The organism is Paenibacillus silvae, from assembly GCF_014639235.1.
Lineage (GTDB): Bacteria > Bacillota > Bacilli > Paenibacillales > Paenibacillaceae > Paenibacillus > Paenibacillus silvae.
In genome coordinates, this window is the sequence record NZ_BMFU01000001.1 from 177,580 (window position 1) to 193,867 (window position 16,288).

Annotated in this window: 14 protein-coding genes; 6 read left to right on the forward strand and 8 right to left on the reverse strand. The window is 47.4% G+C overall.

All coding sequences use genetic code 11. The features are described 5' to 3' along the window. Positions 1-109: 109 nt before the first annotated feature. Positions 110-835 carry a ZIP family metal transporter gene (locus IEW26_RS00785; RefSeq protein ID WP_188591001.1) on the reverse strand — a complete coding sequence of 242 codons (726 nt, stop codon included), beginning with the start codon at positions 833-835 and terminating at the stop codon, positions 110-112. Positions 836-2,027: 1,192 nt separating this feature from the next. On the opposite strand from IEW26_RS00785, the gene IEW26_RS00790 reads away from it, so the two are divergent. Together IEW26_RS00790 and IEW26_RS00795 are read left to right on the forward strand one after the other, a co-directional pair. After that, positions 2,028-2,729 carry a Crp/Fnr family transcriptional regulator gene (locus IEW26_RS00790; protein ID WP_188591002.1) on the forward strand — a complete coding sequence of 234 codons (702 nt, stop codon included), beginning with the start codon at positions 2,028-2,030 and terminating at the stop codon, positions 2,727-2,729. Between the two features lie 207 nt (positions 2,730-2,936). After that, entirely contained in the window at positions 2,937-3,170 is a 234-nt protein-coding gene (locus tag IEW26_RS00795) for a DUF2249 domain-containing protein (RefSeq protein ID WP_145401271.1), read from the forward strand. A 148-nt stretch (positions 3,171-3,318) separates the two neighbouring features. On the opposite strand, the gene IEW26_RS00800 is transcribed toward IEW26_RS00795, so the two are convergent. From IEW26_RS00800 to IEW26_RS00825, 6 genes are all read right to left on the reverse strand, one after another. Continuing rightward, positions 3,319-3,660, reverse strand: a complete 342-nt coding sequence (locus IEW26_RS00800; RefSeq protein WP_188591003.1) for a cupin domain-containing protein — start codon at positions 3,658-3,660, stop codon at positions 3,319-3,321. Positions 3,661-3,833: 173 nt separating this feature from the next. After that, the gene (locus IEW26_RS00805; protein ID WP_373288388.1) at positions 3,834-4,829 is read right to left on the reverse strand and encodes a diacylglycerol kinase catalytic domain-containing protein; all 996 of its coding nucleotides are present in this window, start codon (positions 4,827-4,829) and stop codon (positions 3,834-3,836) included. Continuing rightward, on the reverse strand, positions 4,822-5,028 hold the full coding sequence (locus IEW26_RS00810; RefSeq protein WP_188591004.1) for a hypothetical protein: 207 nt from the start codon (positions 5,026-5,028) through the stop codon (positions 4,822-4,824). The genes IEW26_RS00805 and IEW26_RS00810 overlap by 8 nt, the downstream gene beginning before the upstream one ends. Then, positions 5,025-6,068, reverse strand: coding sequence for an SPFH domain-containing protein (locus IEW26_RS00815; protein ID WP_188591005.1), 1,044 nt, complete (start codon positions 6,066-6,068; stop codon positions 5,025-5,027). Before IEW26_RS00815 ends, IEW26_RS00810 begins: the two co-directional genes overlap by 4 nt. Positions 6,069-6,242: 174 nt before the next feature. Beyond that, a complete protein-coding gene (locus IEW26_RS00820) occupies positions 6,243-10,619 on the reverse strand; it encodes a glycosyl hydrolase 53 family protein (protein ID WP_188591006.1) in 4,377 nt (1,458 codons plus the stop codon). Between the two features lie 318 nt (positions 10,620-10,937). Beyond that, positions 10,938-11,657 (reverse strand): YceI family protein, encoded by a 720-nt coding sequence (locus IEW26_RS00825; protein ID WP_188591007.1) that lies wholly within the window; start codon positions 11,655-11,657, stop codon positions 10,938-10,940. 198 nt (positions 11,658-11,855) lie between these two features. Between IEW26_RS00825 and IEW26_RS00830 the strand changes: the two genes are divergently transcribed. Next, positions 11,856-12,542, forward strand: a complete 687-nt coding sequence (locus IEW26_RS00830) for a response regulator transcription factor (protein ID WP_188591008.1) — start codon at positions 11,856-11,858, stop codon at positions 12,540-12,542. Continuing rightward, entirely contained in the window at positions 12,527-13,993 is a 1,467-nt protein-coding gene (locus tag IEW26_RS00835; protein WP_188591009.1) for a sensor histidine kinase, read from the forward strand. The genes IEW26_RS00830 and IEW26_RS00835 overlap by 16 nt, the downstream gene beginning before the upstream one ends. A gap of 59 nt (positions 13,994-14,052) precedes the next feature. Here the strand turns inward: IEW26_RS00835 and IEW26_RS00840 are convergent, their stop codons facing one another. Then, complete coding sequence (locus IEW26_RS00840; RefSeq protein ID WP_188591010.1) at positions 14,053-14,310, reverse strand: hypothetical protein; 258 nt, start codon at positions 14,308-14,310, stop codon at positions 14,053-14,055. 164 nt (positions 14,311-14,474) lie between these two features. On the opposite strand from IEW26_RS00840, the gene IEW26_RS00845 reads away from it, so the two are divergent. Both IEW26_RS00845 and IEW26_RS00850 read left to right on the forward strand, forming a co-directional pair. Beyond that, positions 14,475-14,627: a DUF1540 domain-containing protein gene (locus IEW26_RS00845; protein ID WP_111271323.1), complete on the forward strand. Its 153-nt coding sequence runs from the start codon at positions 14,475-14,477 to the stop codon at positions 14,625-14,627. Between the two features lie 193 nt (positions 14,628-14,820). Next, on the forward strand, positions 14,821-16,278 hold the full coding sequence (locus IEW26_RS00850; RefSeq protein WP_188591011.1) for a 4-hydroxyphenylacetate 3-hydroxylase family protein: 1,458 nt from the start codon (positions 14,821-14,823) through the stop codon (positions 16,276-16,278). Positions 16,279-16,288 lie beyond the last annotated feature (10 nt).

Here is a 16,288-nt window from a genome sequence, read left to right on the forward strand (position 1 = left end):
AGAGACATAAGTAAAGAGTATCCAGCGTTCAGAGCTTATCTGATGGTCGGGATACTCTTTTATACATAATAGGGACAATAGGTGTATAAACGATAGAAGGCTTATGGAGCTAAATATCCAGCAGCAGTGAAACCAGTAGCCCCATGGATGCGATCAGGCCAACAATCGGCCCCCCTTCCTCAAATGCCTCGGGCATCATCGTTGAGCAGAGCATGGCTATAATTCCACCTCCCGCAAAAGCACCGATGGCTGCTCCCATCTCCTTCGGAAGCTGCTCCAGAAACAGGTATCCGCCTAGTGCGGCGAGAGCAGAGATCAGCAGTACACAGACCCACATGAGCAGGATTTTCACCTTACTGTATTTGCTGTGCTGCAGCCCTACCGTACTTGATAATCCTTCAGGAATGTTGCTGACAAAAATGGAAACCACAAGCACAACACTGACACCTTTACCGGCCAGCAAGCTGGCGCCTAACATAATGGACTCCGGAATTGCATCCATGACAGTGCCCGTGAATATGCCCAGTCCACTTTGATTATCTGACTTTTTCTTGTTCGAGCGTTTGCGGTTCGATCCCCCCTTTGCCGAGATGAGCAGATCAAATAACGTATACACCACAGCTCCCGCAGTAAATCCGACAGCCGTTGGCAGCATACCTCCATCATTCAGAGCATCTCCCAACAGCTCAAACGTGGCTGCACCGATCAACGTTCCTGTTCCGAAAGCCATAATCCAGCCGATCACTCTTCTCGGAATGTTCATAAACAATGCGGCAAGCGAACCAATCACAACCGCCGAGGCCGAGATGCCGCCCCACATCAATGCAGTCCACATTCAGGCAGCTCCTCTCTTATGCATATTATTCTATATCCCATTAACCCTGACCGACAGATTAAAAACAATAACTGCATGGTGTGGTGATAATCCCATGATAGGGTGAATGTGGCGCAGTGCGTTCATGTATGACGAGTGACTGTTTTGTGTTGTGAGGCTCTTGATTTTATGTGGGTCGTGCAGTAACGTTTGGGATAGTATGTTGGAGATGTAGCAAAATGCGATGATGTATGGCGAGGTACTTCAAGCCGAATAACTTACGGGATATCTTGGCTTCACACAAGTAAGTATGGATATTTAAGAGAATGAATGCATCTTACGAAGCATGAGAGCGATTTCGTATATCCCCCCCACCTCTAACGATTCCCAGAAACGCTATTTGGGGCATATCGTCCCTTTTTGTTTTCTAACGATTTCAGGAAAGCCTATTTCAATCATTTGTTATGAAAATAGAGCATTTTCTTCGATTTTGACCTAAATAAGCTCTCTGGGGATCGTTAGAATCTCAGAGAGCTTAAATTGGTCCAAATAAGCTCATCTGAGATCGTTAAAAAATCTATTGAGCATCTCCCCTGTTTAGCTACGCTTTAAATTATACGAAGGTGTATTCGTTATACTCTGATGTGCTTCATGCGTACTTCTGACAAACTCCTACATGCTTCTCGCCTTTGTGCGCTGCTAATGTGTTCTTAGTGATTGCTGTGCTTCTGGTATACTCCCCTATTCCTCTGACATCCTTGTTCACTGCTGATGCATTCTTATTGGCTCCGATGTGCTTCATGCGTACTTCTGACATATCACAAGCTTCTGCCCACTCTTGTACACTCTTAATGTGTTCTTTGGGATTTACATGTGTTCTTTGAGATTTACTGTACTCCAGACACACTCCCACATGCTTCTGCCACCTTTGTGCCCTACGATGTATCCTTATCGCTATAATTGCTTATAAAGCACTCGGATGTGACTATGATGTTCTCTTGTTCATTTCTGTTGTGACCTATGTCACCTGACATGTACCAAAATCACGTTAAGATAAAATGATGAATTCACAGCAGGTTGAACCATATTAGAAACTGCACGACTCCAACTATTTCAACATTTCCCACCTTCATGGGACGCAGCAAGCAACCAGTAACAATCCGAACCATATCACCAATAAAAAGATAAGCATTAACGGAGAGGATGAATATGCATGACCCGAGTAAACAAGGATACAGCCGCAGCATTTCTGCAGCAGTTCCCCATTTTCCAGGATCTCAGCCCCGAGGAATTGAAGCAGGTTGAAGAAATCGCTATATCCCGAAACATGAATCGAAAAACCGTAATTTTTAGCGAGGGCAGTGAGAAAGAGGCGGTTTTCTTTATCCGTACCGGCATTGTCAAAGCGTATAAAACCGATGAAAATGGGCACGAGCAGATTGTATCCTTTCTTAAAACAGGCGATATGTTTCCGCATACCGGCTTTTTCAACGCGCATCCCTATCCGGCCACCGCTGTAGGCATTACGGCTACAAGTCTGCTGGCAATTCCCGTCCGGCATTTTGAACGGCTCATGCTGAGCACGCCCTCCATTGCCATCAAAATTATGCGTGTGCTGGGTGATAAAATTCGGGAATTACAGGATAAATTACAGGTGCTCTCCGGGCAGGATGTCCGTAACCGAGTGCTCTCCTTTCTTCTAATGCTTGCAGAGCAGCATGGACAGCAGCAGAAGGATAAGGTTATCATCAACCTGCCGATGACACATCAGGAATTCGCCAATTCCATTGGTACGACAAGGGAAACCGCCAATCGACTGCTGAACCAGCTGGCAAAGGATGAATTATTGGAGGTTGATCGCAGCCGCATCATCATTCATGATCTGCAAAGCTTGAAGGAACAGCGGGATACCTGAGCTTGAGCCGTACATATTTTACTTTTGATATATTTGTGCAGAAAAGACTTTAAACTGATCCACCTGGTTTAAGGTCTTTTCGTTTACCTAAATAAGGCCAGATTATGACAAAACGAAAGGTGTGACCCGGCTCACACAGACACATACCCCGCTTTTTTATAATCAAATTGCATCATCATACACCAATCCAATCGGGAGGAATGACCTATGAATACCTACACGGCAACCATTAATGCCACAGAGTACCCACCGCATTTGAAGCATAAAGTGATCTTTGAGACGTTCGAGAGTCTTCAGCCTCAGGAATCCATGCTGCTTGTTAATGATCACGATCCCAAACCACTTCGCCTCCAGTTTCAAGCTACACATCCTGACGGGTATGACTGGGAGTATATTGAACAGGGACCTACCACATTTCAGGTCAAAATTACAAAACGATAGAATGGAGCTGAGCAGAAATGGCGCATGTGAGATCATGAATGATACCACACTGCGTCTTCTTTCTCATAACATTCACTTCAGCATAGAAAAAAGAGATCCTTGGCGGAGCCTGCAATTTCCAATAATCGATCTATTTTATTTTTTTATATTAAATATCCTTCGCGTACGAAGCTTCCGGCACTTTGCTCAGTACCACAAATAACCGAACCTCCGCATCACTCGTATTATGGAATTCAAATTCAGTCTCCCCTCCGCAGGACACCACATCTTCTGTTTGAATCTCGTACTCCTTTCTGTCCAGCATCAGAGTGCCTTTACCTTCAACAACGAGCAGCGTAAGGTCTGCACCGGGATGTTTGTGAACAGGAAGCTGTTGCCCTGGCAGAAAATGAAGCACGAAGGTTACACCGCCTCCTGGTTGAGACAACACCCGTTTTGTGAAACGTTCCGTGCTGTAGGCTTTGACTTCTTGTAATGACGTGATACTCATGTTCATCATCCTCCTGTATTTGTTCTGGTGATGTATTCATCTTAACGCGAAAAAACCTGCAGCTCCTTGATTCAAATCAAGAAAACGCAGGCTATGGTGCACCAATTGGTTTACCGTCTTTTGATATATTCGAAAATATAGTACAGATCCATATTATAATAGAAGAAACATGTTCATATCACGAGACGTCCTCTCTTCTCGGCCAGGCCGATCGTGGCATGCACACCAGAGTTGAACTCCAGGAAATCCTGTTCCACACCGTCACTGAAAATAACTCCATCCTCCGGCATCTGTGAAACAATGTGCAGCGGCTGCTTGGCATGAATCTGTCCAAATACGAGACTGGCTGCGGTGGTGCGGCTCGGAAACGGCTCCCTGACGGTATAGTATAAATACGGGGCATCCCACATAAATCCACTCGTATTTGTACTTCCTGCTGACTCGGCTGCCGATGCCACTTCACCGCTCCCGGTACGGCTCAGCTGCTGCCAGGCTGCAGAACCTACAATGCCTGAGGCACCTGCGAGCACACTTTTGAACCATCCTGTCGATCCCATGCCTGTAGACACAATAATGCCGCTGGAGGATTGATGTTCGCTTCTTGCTCCCAGACGCACTTCATAACGTGCCGATACATGTGTCTTACGTCCAATAAACAGGTCATTGACACCGTACAAAACCTGTCCGTCATTCAGCTCAACCTTGGCAAGTGTCACCTCTCTCAGCGCACGCTGCTTGCGCATCACATCCGGCACGATGAAGCTTAGATCCTCGACTGTAAAAGGTAAAAGCACCCCGTCCCACCGCATCGGATCTGGATTCACGCCAATCAGCGGCTGCTCGGTAACATATTTCAACGTATTGGCAACCAGGCCATCCTGCCCGACCACCACGACAATATCTTGCTCTCCAAATATAAAATTCGGCACATGTTCCCGGTCAATCATCTGGACACGTCCAAGCTGACTCAATTGCTGCTGAGCAAGCTGTATCGATTGTCGGTAACGTCGGTCTTCTTCGATGTAATCGCTAAAATCCGCACCAAGACGTTCGATGTAGAACTGGGCCTGCTGTACGGTATTGTACCGGACAATCAGTTCCTCCAGCCGGGTTCTGCGTTTGACCAGAACTAATTTGTGCTCACTCATGGGTTCATTTATCTTAACCATCTGTGATTTCTCCTCCCGCTTTCCCTTTGACTTGAGGATGATCTTTGTTTATTTCTTTGACTTTTTGACTGGTCTCACTGACTTGTTTCACCAGAAGATTGGCTTGATTGTCTGACACGTTCTGACTTACTCGACTGGATCGTGTAGTCCTTGTTCTGGAAGCGGACAGATTCGTTTGTTTGCCCCATCCCAGAATCATCGTGCCGCACCTCCTTTGCCTCTGCCTTCTGCTGGTGCCATCAGACCCTGCAGCAGATCTGGCGAAATGTTAAGCTGTCCGATCTTGCCCGCATTTTCGGCCAGCTCCTGGAACGCAAGTGCAATTAATTTATCCGAATTCATGCCCATATTCGCCATGGCTTGCAATACATTCGGCTGCACATGCTGGAGCGAATTCATGATGGCCGCAATCTCATAGGCCTTCGCATCTGCCTCGGCATTCTGGTTTGCTATGGTGAGCTCAATCAGCTGCTGCTTGCGTTCCTCCATCGCAGTATTGAACTGGAGCTGCTCCTGCTCCATCTCGTTCTGCTTCTGCTTCACCGAGCGCTCTGCCTGCAATTGCGTTTCCCGAATCTGCTGTCGCTTTGTTTCCACAGCGATCTCGGTGTTCAGTTCATTTTCCTTCACTCGACGCTCCTGCTCAATGGAAGCATTGCGCCGCACATACAACGCCTCGTCTGCCTGACGCAGAATTTCCTCTCTCGCCTGTGCTTCCAATGCACGCATCGTTTCCTTATTGGGCAAAATCGCCAGAATCGACAGATTCATAAGCTCAACACCCAGCTTCTCCAGTTCCTCGTGCTGCGTAACCTCACGCTTCATGCTGCTGGCGAGCCGTTCACTCGACTGAATTGCTTCTCTCAGCGGCAGCTGCTCCAGATATTTTTTGGTGAGCACCTTGGCGATCGTAATGACACGCTGATCCAGCTTACCGGGATCGTCCGACATATATTGATTTTTGCGTAAATTATACGTGTAATTCAGGCTCTTGGTAATTTTGCTGTAATCCATAATGCGATAGCTGAGCTGACCCTGCACAGTAACAGTCTGATAATCCGCTGTAATCTCTTCAAACATAAAGGGTACATCGACCGACGATACAGGCAGCACAACGACCGAAGTCGTCGGCTCATAATAATAAAACGATAACCCCACACCCTCGCGCTGCACTCTGCCGTTCTTCACCTTCATTACATATTCACTGGGTTGAAACTTTACGAATCGGAATCCAAACATAGCTCATTCCTCTTTTCATAATAATGTCGTTTTGATATTATCGAAATGATAACAAATGAATTCGATATTGTCAATACGACATTAACGACAATTATAAAAAAAGAGACCGAATCCGCGATTCGACCTCTCTTTTCTTACGTTTAAGTTTATTTTTTCAAGCATCAATTAAAATTCTTAATACAACTTTTCCAGCAGCCTCGCTACTGCAACAGCTCCTTGCGCACGATTTGCGGTCTGTTTTGGACCAAAAGTGCTGTCCGGCAGCCCGTTTAATACGCCAAGCTCCAGCATGGAAGCCACAGCGTCTTGTGCGTATACGGCAATTGCGGTTTGATCTTTAAACACAGGCTGTACAGCAGCTGTTGCAGAAGCCATATTATTCAGATCACCCGCTGCCAACATTGCCCGATGCAGCATAACAGCCATATCCTGACGTGATATGCGATCATTTGCACCGAATGTCCCATCCGCTCTGCCCTGAACAATGTTCATCGCAAGACCTGCGCGAACGGCATCCGCATACCATTGATCTGACTTGACGTCTGTCGGTAGTGTAACTGAAGAATCCGTGTGATTCGCTTTTCCAATCCCTTTAACGAGCATCTGTAAAAATTGGGCACGGGTAAGTTCACCCTGCGGCTCAAAACGAGTATCACTCATACCTGCAATGATACCTTTGCTATAGAGATGTTGAACCTCTTGAACTGCCCAGGCATGCTGCTGCAAGTCGGTTAAAGGCACTTTGACATTGGTAATGACGTAACTGCCAGGCTTGGACGGCTTGAATGCCATCGTAGCTGTAGTTTGCTCATACTTGGTATATATCACAGGCTGCAGTTCGCCATTCGTTGTGATGGCATTGACAACCATAACCGTATGATCTGCTTTGGCAGGCTGTACATCGGATAAAAGCACTTCAACCGTCTTGTCAGCCCACTGGATCGACTTGTTATTGAGCAGCGTCTGCACATCAACCACAGGATGATTGCCGATACTTGCTCGCTGGGCAGCAGACACTTGCTCTGCTGAGCCTTCTGCAACGACAACGTCAAACGTACCTCCAGTCTCCGCAATCGTGAGCGGCAGGGACCGAAGCGGGATACGAACTGTCGTTTTGCCCACGACAACATCAATGGACTGTACTTCCGCCGATTTAACCCATGAAGCCAGCTGACTCGATGAAATCTGGAACGTCACCGCTTTGGAACGGTCAGGCACATCGGCCACCAGCTTCAAGGTACGTTTGCCTGTGTCCATTGCCTTCAAAGCCTGAGCAAGCTCGGCTGCACTTGGATGCACTGCAAATTTGCCCTCTCCTGTGGCTGTTCCTTTTACGGTAATGGAACCACTCGTTGTTTCGTTACCAGGCGCCGGCTGCGGTGTTGCTGCCGGATTATTCGTACCTGCCGAAGATGAAGGCGAACCGGACGAACTGCCTGGCTGGGACGGCTGTCCCGTGCCCGGGTTTGCAGTCTGGCGTACGAGCTGCGCAGCGGCATCCTTCAGCTGTTGGTCCGCACTGGTTAGCTCTTGCTCCGTAGCTTCCGCATCCAGAATCAGCTGCCGTGCTTGCTTCAGCACCTGACTGAATACATTCCAGCTGGAAGCCGTGTAATCGGCTTGTTTTAATGCTTCTACAGATGCAACAGTTGATTTCAAAGCACTTCTGTCCGCCGGGATGGTACCATAAGCTTCAAATTCCATGAACCCGACCCATGAGGAACCTGCGGTAATCGTCACGCGAACGTAACGCCCCTCTGTTCCCTCCGGGAGAACGTGACTTGGGGATGTAGACACGACAACATCGCTGGTAGTATCCACGACCGTTTTGAAATGTTCATTATCATCGGATACATCAATTCTGTATTTGATGCCACCGCTCCACATCGACATTTCAATTTTCCTTAAATTCGCAACCTGTCCGAGGTCCACCGTCCACCAGGTGTTCTCACCCGGTCCCTGGTCTGACCCCCAGGACGTGGTTGGATCATCGTCAATTGCGCCTGCCGGCGAGTTGTCCTTGCCGCCACCATTTCCTGCACTGCTTGAAGCTATAGCTGTTTTACCTGTCGTCAAGGCCTCAAGCTTGACCAGATTCTTGAAAGCTTGTTTTAACGTATCCAGTGCTGCATTTACCTGAGATTGCTTAGCATCTGTATTGTCTCTCACCTGAATAGCATCCTGCAAAGCTTGCTGTAGAACAGACCAGCTGCGATGTGTATAGGATGATTCATTTTCCAGCTGCATGAGCTGAATGTACTGGTGCAGTTCTGTTTTATCCACATCAGACAAGCCCACAATAGCTGCTTCAAGACGCTCTGTTGCTTGATTTACATCTGTTTGGGTAGCTCTTTCGTTATTTAGAACGGATTTCGCATGTTCCAACGCTTTGCTGAATACAGCCCATGTGGCTGCCGACCAGTTATTCTGTTGAAATGTCTCAGCTTCTGCAATCTTATCATTCAGTGCTTTACGATCTGGCGTTTTCACGCCAAGCTGTAACATCACACTTTCCAAAGATGCTGTCGCTGCATTGGTTTCCTCTTGACTCACACCACCTGACGTATACGCTTTAGCGTATACTTCTTCAGCTGCATGAATTGCAGGGGCCAGACTCCCCCACGTTTCTGGTGTAAAGTCACTTTCGACAAGGGCGTTTGCCCGTGTCAGTACTGCTGCCAGCTGCTGCCGATCTGTTGGCGTCTGCACAAGCCCTCTTTTGAATACGTCGAGAGACCACAAGGCTCTGCCTTCTTTGGAATATCCGCCATTTGCCGGAAACTCATCGTAATCAAACATGCCCTGGTTCTCCCACGCATCACCTTCGGTATCAATCCAGCCTACCCCTGCCGGAATCCAAGCCGGCTCCCAGTAGAAGAAGCCTGCCCCGCGATTATCAGGCACGTTTGCAATCAGATCCATAATTCCCGCAATTGCATCGTATTGACCTTGAACCGACGCCGGGAACGTTGCCCCTCCAACATGAAGAGCTTGATCCGAGCCAATAATATTTCCATGCTTGTCCCCATTTTTATAAGTAAACGGATAGGACGTTTCTGCGATAATGACATCTTTACCAAACGCTGCGGATACTTCATTCATCGTTCGCTGCACATCGGCAAATGTTCCATGCCAGAACGGGTAATACGACAGTCCGATAATGTCATACTTCAGTTCTGGTTCTGCTTTTTTCAGCTCTTCAAAGTACCATTTGATGCTATCCGTCTTGCCGCCTTCGGCCAGATGAATCATAATTTTCGCCGGGTCACCGCTGTTCCCGCCTGCTGCTTCAACTGCGCGTACAGCGTCAATTCCACTTTTCAGCAATGCTGCGTTTTCGGCAAAATTAACAGTAAGGTTTTTGCCGTTTAAAAGCCCGCTATTAATCTCGTTTCCAATCTGCACCATATCCGGCATCGCGCCTGCATCCTTCAAATCCCCAACGACTTCAACCGTATAATCGTACACGGCTTTCTTAAGCCCTTCGAAATTCAGATTCTCCCAAGCTTTTGGCACAAGCTGCTGACCCGGGTGTGCCCAATCATCCGAATAATGGAAATCCAGCAGCACCTTCATGCCTTTTTGTTTAGCACGTACAGCCATGTTGATGACATCTTCCTTATCGTTATAACCACCCGATTGCTGTGGATCATTCCACAGGCGCAGACGCACATAATTGACACCGCGATCCTTGAGAATATCAAGCAAGTCCCGTTCGGTGCCGTTGCTGTCCAGATATTTTCCACCCTTCGCTTCAATCGCCGTGAGTGTTGAAATATCAACGCCTCTGACGTAATCGGAACGATACCCTTGTACAACAACCTTTGCTTCAGGTTTACGCTCTGTACCATATACAGCACCTGTTACAGTGAATTCACCTGCTTTCTCATACTGCGATGGGTCGATGCTGTCCCAGGTTACGGGAACCAGACCCGACTTATTATTCGGATAGTTGGCATTGACCTCCGCAGGCAAAACCGGCGCACTACGCGGCAGTGTGCTCACTTGAACCGAATCAAAACTCGTAATGTCGGCTGGCTCCATTCCTTCCGATTCTCCCCAGACATTGAACTCCAATATTTGAGGCCAAACTCCCTCTCCCTTATAAAAAAAGATGTTGAGCCTGATATATCGCACATCATTTTTCTCAAATGCCAGATCCGCAATCTGTGTAGTGTCCGTATTATTAAGCTGATCTGCAACAGTGGACCATTCCTGCTGGTCGGCAGACGTTTCCACCGTATATTTTACATTCGTGTTGTCTCGCCACCTGATCTCCGCACCAGACAAATTGTACTGTTCTCCCAAATCAATCATGACCCACTCCGGCTTTTCCATTGTTACTCCGGTATTGGTACTCCAATGGGTATCGATATTACCATCCACTAGATGCGTTTTATCGCTATCCCATTCCTTGTATTCAGAACTCACCGTTACCGTTTTGTTCAGCGCCACATTATTTTTCGCTGCTTCTGCCGGCCTGGCAATCAGACCCAGATCACAGAACAACAACAATAAAACAAGATAGCCGCTTATGTACCTTTTGTTCACCCTTGATCTCCCCCTTTAAGTGTTTGTTTATGCTTGGATCAATGAATGTCATGAATCCTCCTCATTGTAAGCGCTTCATGATCATCAGCAATACGGCATTTTTGAAAGGAAACAGCAGTTATTTTAACAATGTAGAATGTCCCACGCTTCCGTCCGCCTAGGCCTACCCTGATTTTCCAGCTGCAGGCAGAAGAAAAACAAAAAATCTGCTCGTCCACCCTAAGGCAGAATCGAACAGATTTCAAGTTTTATTGTTCAAATAAAAGACACTCTACTTCTAAATGAAATGTGTTCTATTTCTATAGAAGAAAAACGAATCTATTTTGCCAGCTTCAGCTCCAGGCGCACCTGAATATCATTTTCCGTGGAGAGCACGACCGAGTGTGGATTTTTCATGCCAAAGTCTTCAAACGTGACCATTGTTGTTCCTGACAGCAGCAATTGATTATCTTGATAAGCGGCTTTGGCATCAAAGGTTACTTCCTTTTCAATGCCCTTGACCGTCAGGGTGCCCTTCATCTTCAGATCAACCGTCTGTCCCTCTGTCCATTCAGCAGGCATGCCTTCAAATGACGTCGCTTTAAATGTTGCCTGTGGATATTGCGCCATATCGAAGAAATCTGCGCTCTTCACATGCTCATCCCTCTGACCGTTGCCGGAATCAATGCCATTCATCTCGATCTGTCCCTCAGCTGTTGACTTCGCTGGATCTTGATCGTTCAGTGACCATTTCCCGCTCACCTGCTCGTCCACAAAGTTCACTGTTTCCTGAGAAGTCGTTACTGAAAAATAAACCTTTGAGCCTTCGCTGATGTTCCAGTCCCCGCTCAGCTTTTCGGAACCTGCTGCTGTATTCTCTACCGCTGCTGCCGTGCTGCCGTCAGACGTTGTCGCTGAAGCCGCTGTGCTTGCAGGCAGTACCTGCTCAATCTCCACATTATTTCCCAGATAACTATTCGTAAAGTAATAACCGCCCCCGCCAATAATGGCTACTGCTGCTACACCTGTAATGATCCATGTTTTCGTCTTTTTATTCATCTCTATAATTCCTCCAGTACAGTATGGTATGGTTCATGGCTCCTCATTGATATGGATCATACCAGTCGAATGTGTCAGGAAGAAGTCAAGATACGATTTATTTACAACTTTTTTCAAAAAATGAATACAGCATTGGCATTATGCCTCTCCTCATGTAAAATCAGTACACAAGCTTCATGTGAAAGGAGAACACCCTGTTTGAAATCTATACTCATCGTGGAGGATGAGCAGGCAATCGCGCGCGTTCTGGCTGCTTATCTGCGCAAAGCTGAATTCGAAGTACATCATGCAGCAGACGGCCAGTCGGCCTTAACTCTTTTTGATTCCGTAACCCCTTCTCTCGTATTGCTTGATGTCATGCTTCCGGGAATGGACGGTTGGGATTTGCTGCAGCTGATTCGGGAAAAAAGCACATGCCCTGTCATCATGTTAACTGCACTAGACGATATTACAGACCGGCTGAACGGACTTAATTCCGGTGCCGATGATTATATGAGCAAACCTTTTGTACCTGAAGAAGTGGTCGCAAGGGTTAATGCCGTGCTGCGGCGAAATCCGCACTGGACCTCCGGGGGCGAGGACAAGCGCTCGTTTGGCAACCTGGTCATCGATCTTGCGGCCAAGCAAGTGCTCCTGAACGGTGCCGAAGTGGCATTAACACCACGGGACTTGTCCCTGCTTATTTTTCTGTCCGAATACCCCAATCGTACGTTCACCAGAGAACACCTGATCGAGCAGGTATGGGGCATGGATTACGAAGGCAGTGATCGGGCAGTAGATTTATCAATCAAACGACTGCGTCAGGCACTCTCCCACTGGACGACCGATACGGGAGAGATACGCACGCTGCGAGGAATGGGGTATCAATTTTGGGTCGCCAATTAACTTCGAACAAGCGTAAACGCACGATTTCTATTTTGTCACACTGGACGCTGCGTTATTTTCTGATTTTATGTATCGGCTTTTCGATTATTGCGGCGGGTGCACTCTATTGGATACGCACAACATCGATCGAAAAAAGTTTGAAAACAGCCGAGCTGCTCGGTTGGGAAATTGCTGATCGAGTGACCGTCAAGGGCAATCAGCTTTGGGTTCCACCTGATCTGAATACGATCGTAAGCAGCCGTGAGAAGCTTTTTAATACGGATCATTATTTCTGTGTCATGGTGCTGGACAATAATAACAAGCTGATTTTCTCCCAGCCTAAGATGAAGCAGGAAGATGTGCACTATCGGCTCTCCGATGACTATCTTAAACCACGTAACAGCAAATATGCTGGAGTAACGGTTGATATTACAGACGGGAATCAGACATTAGGTAAAGTTTGGGTCATGCAGTCCAAACAGTCCATTACGTTTAGCCCTGAAACGATAGGGTTTGTTGCACTCATCTTTGGCGGTCTGATTCTATGCGGCTGGTTTACCATCTACCTGTTATCCAGGAAGCTCTCGAGACCGATTCGTCAGGTTGCTTATGCGGCAGAACAAATTCGTGGCGGCAATTATGAGGTTAGCCTTGATATCGACACCAGGGAGCGGGAGATTAACGAGCTTGTAGGCTCCTTCGGTGATATGGCAGCACGCCTGCGACAGCTTGAGGAGTGGCGAACATTATCACTCGCGGGTGTAAGTCATGAGCTCAAAACACCCGTTACGTCTATTAAAGGACTTGTGATGGCTGTGCGAGACGATGTAGTCAGCCCACAGGAGGGCAAGGAGTTTCTCGATATCGCTTTGAAGGAATCAGAACGTATGGAGCGTATGATCGCCGATTTGCTGGATTACAATGCAATGACTGCAGGCAGTGTTGCTGTTCGAAAGGAACGAACCGATCTCAAGCTGCTTGTTGGAGAAATCCTCTACCAATGGAAGATTGCATATGAGGATCAGATGCCGGAGGTTCAACTGCAGACTCCGCCTGACTCTCTGTATGTTATCGGTGATGCTCTTCGCATTCAGCAAATTGTTGTCAATCTGCTTAATAACGGTCTTCATGCCACAGCTCCCGGACAACAAGCCCGGTTCCATATCATTTTGCATGCAGATGAGCGTCTTTTACACGTGGACGTACAGGACAATGGAACGGGCATTTCTATAGAGGATCAGCCGAACATTTTTGAACGCTTCTATCGTGGTGAGCTGAAAAAACGCCGCAATCGCGGCTTGGGTCTCGGGTTAACCTATAGCCGGCTTCTTGCTCAGGAGCAAGGCGGTGAGTTAACCTTGGTATCCAGCAGTCCGAAAGGCAGCACATTCCGCTTGAGTCTGCCGCGCTGGGTCGCACAGCCTGAAGTGCTTACATCTGAGAAAACGTATCGTGCACCGGTCAAAGCTTGACCGCAGCTGCACAACAAATAGCCCAGATTTCCTTAGATAACAGGAAGCCGGGCTATTTTCTACCCTTGAAGCACTCGAGGTCTGTACTCATCATAAGCATCAGCGATCAGTTGTTTTTGCAGCGGCGTGCTGCGAATGATCGCTTTACGCTTCGCTTTTAACACAATCTGCTCTACGTCTGCATAACTGCAGCCAGCCAGACGTTCACAGATATAATCCTCCAGATTGTTCTCCTGCTCGAAGGTGCCAACCAGCTTGCTAATATACAGCCTGCGGCTGTCTTCATCCGATATGAAGGAGTGTTTAGTTGCATGCATTAGCGAAATTTGCTATTCTGAAAGTGCATCGTTGTGTATAACGCAAAAAAGCCCTCTAATTTCATGAGAGCGTGAAAATTTTTCCAGATATGCAAGCGGCAACTTGCTTATCCGGACGATGTATACCAACGAATGTAATCCCATTCAAAGTGAGGTTAACAATCATGGCAAAAGACGTACTGTGTGAAGTAAACTCCTGTCGTCACTGGGCTCAAGAAAACAAATGTAACGCTACCTCCATCTACATTGTGAGCCATGCTTCCAAGGAAACAAGCGAGTCTGCTGAAACAGACTGCAAAACGTTCGAAGTTAAATAACGGTTGATTGTGTTACCTAAGGAGCCCCTCGGGGTTCCTTTTTCTTTGTTTATTGTAGCAAGAATGATAATTATTATCAAGCTTTAAAATCAAAATTCCCTCTCTGGTCATCTGCACATCGGACAGCACCTTCACGTAGACTATGTTTAGAAGTGAATATGCCCATGAAACATGAACCAAGAGGTGAATAACGATGCCCGCTAAAACTGGCACGCAGTATTGTGAACGAATTAACGCCCAAACCGTCCCCTGCTGGTACAAGGGAGAACTGCTGAACGGTAAACGTTCAGAGCATATCGCCTTTTCCGGCCTAATGAAAACCCAGAAGTTCATGTATGATATGCAATCTGATCCACAACTGGCAGAGCGCTTAACGTATGCCTCTCCATCCGATGGCAAACCTGTAGGCATGTCCTTCCTGCCTCCAGCAAGCAGCGACGATCTTCGCAAAAGACGGGAAGCGATGACACTGTGGGCTCAGGTCCATCACGGCTTTTTGGGACGTTCACCCGATTACATGAACACGGCTATCATGGCTTTTTACACAGCAGCTGATCTGCTCAACGAGCTATCTCCCAAATACGCTGAAAATCTGAGAAATTATTATGCCTACTGCCGTGACCACGACATCACACTATCCCACGCGTTCATTCAGCCGCATGCAAGCAAAATTTCAGGACAGCTTGACGCAACAGAAGATGCCATTGCAGCCAAAGTTGTTGAACGGACAGAAGAAGGATTAATTATTAATGGTGCTTTTATGATGGCTACACAGGCAGCCACTTCGGACGAGATTTTCGTCTACCCTTCCCCTTCACCCGCACCTTTTGATGATGAGAATCCGTTTGCTTTTTCTTTTGCCGTTCCCAATGATCTGCCAGGCATCACCCTGATCTGCAGAGATACGTATGCCGCATCCTCAGACTATAACTATCCTTTGAGCTCCAAATATGAGGAAATGGACAATATCGTCATCTTTGACCATGTGCTTGTACCCCATGAACGCATCTTTTTTGCGGGTGATGAGCAGATGTCCTCAGCTCTTTTCAGTGGAAGCAATTTTCATATCCACGCTGGACACCAGGTTTTATGCCGTTATATAGCCAAAACCGAATTTGTCCTGGGTACGATTCAGCTGCTCACTGATACACTTGACCTGAAAAGTGAAGCGCATGTTGTAGAGAAGACAGCTCGTGCCCTCGCCGGTCTTGAGTCATTAAAAGCGCTCGCGATCGCAGCTGAGGCAGGTGCTGTACCCGACGGTAGAGGTTATGTATTGCCAGCACCCAAACCACTCATGGCTGCCAATCTTTTATATCCTAAGCTGTACCCCGAGATGATCGAAATTTTGCAGCTTTTAAGTTCCAGCGGCATGATCATGGTGCCTCAGGAAGAGGACTTTCAATCCGGGGCCGCAGAATCATTGAACATTTATCTAAGGGGCACAGACATGAGTTCGCCGGAGCGCAACGCGCTCTTCCGCTTGATCTGGGAACTCGGGGCAGGTTCGTTTGGCGGCAGACAGACACAGTTTGAACGCTTTTTCTTCGGTAACGCAATTACCGTGTCTAACCGCTTGTATACTGCGAGTGCACAGGATCAATCACAGCGGGAACTTGTTCGTCAATTCCTTGCCTACTCTACGAAATAGAAAGACTGCT

Excerpts from the sequence above, each read along its gene's own strand:
- IEW26_RS00785 (WP_188591001.1), bottom strand. The coding sequence starts at position 835 with ATGTGGACTGCATTGATGTGGGGCGGCATCTCGGCCTCGGCGGTTGTG.
- IEW26_RS00790 (WP_188591002.1), top strand. The coding sequence starts at position 2,028 with ATGACCCGAGTAAACAAGGATACAGCCGCAGCATTTCTGCAGCAGTTC.
- IEW26_RS00795 (WP_145401271.1), top strand. The coding sequence starts at position 2,937 with ATGAATACCTACACGGCAACCATTAATGCCACAGAGTACCCACCGCAT.
- IEW26_RS00800 (WP_188591003.1), bottom strand. The coding sequence starts at position 3,660 with ATGAGTATCACGTCATTACAAGAAGTCAAAGCCTACAGCACGGAACGT.
- IEW26_RS00805 (WP_373288388.1), bottom strand. The coding sequence starts at position 4,829 with ATGGTTAAGATAAATGAACCCATGAGTGAGCACAAATTAGTTCTGGTC.
- IEW26_RS00810 (WP_188591004.1), bottom strand. The coding sequence starts at position 5,028 with ATGATTCTGGGATGGGGCAAACAAACGAATCTGTCCGCTTCCAGAACA.
- IEW26_RS00815 (WP_188591005.1), bottom strand. The coding sequence starts at position 6,068 with ATGTTTGGATTCCGATTCGTAAAGTTTCAACCCAGTGAATATGTAATG.
- IEW26_RS00825 (WP_188591007.1), bottom strand. The coding sequence starts at position 11,657 with ATGAATAAAAAGACGAAAACATGGATCATTACAGGTGTAGCAGCAGTA.
- IEW26_RS00840 (WP_188591010.1), bottom strand. The coding sequence starts at position 14,310 with ATGCATGCAACTAAACACTCCTTCATATCGGATGAAGACAGCCGCAGG.
- IEW26_RS00845 (WP_111271323.1), top strand. The coding sequence starts at position 14,475 with ATGGCAAAAGACGTACTGTGTGAAGTAAACTCCTGTCGTCACTGGGCT.
- IEW26_RS00850 (WP_188591011.1), top strand. The coding sequence starts at position 14,821 with ATGCCCGCTAAAACTGGCACGCAGTATTGTGAACGAATTAACGCCCAA.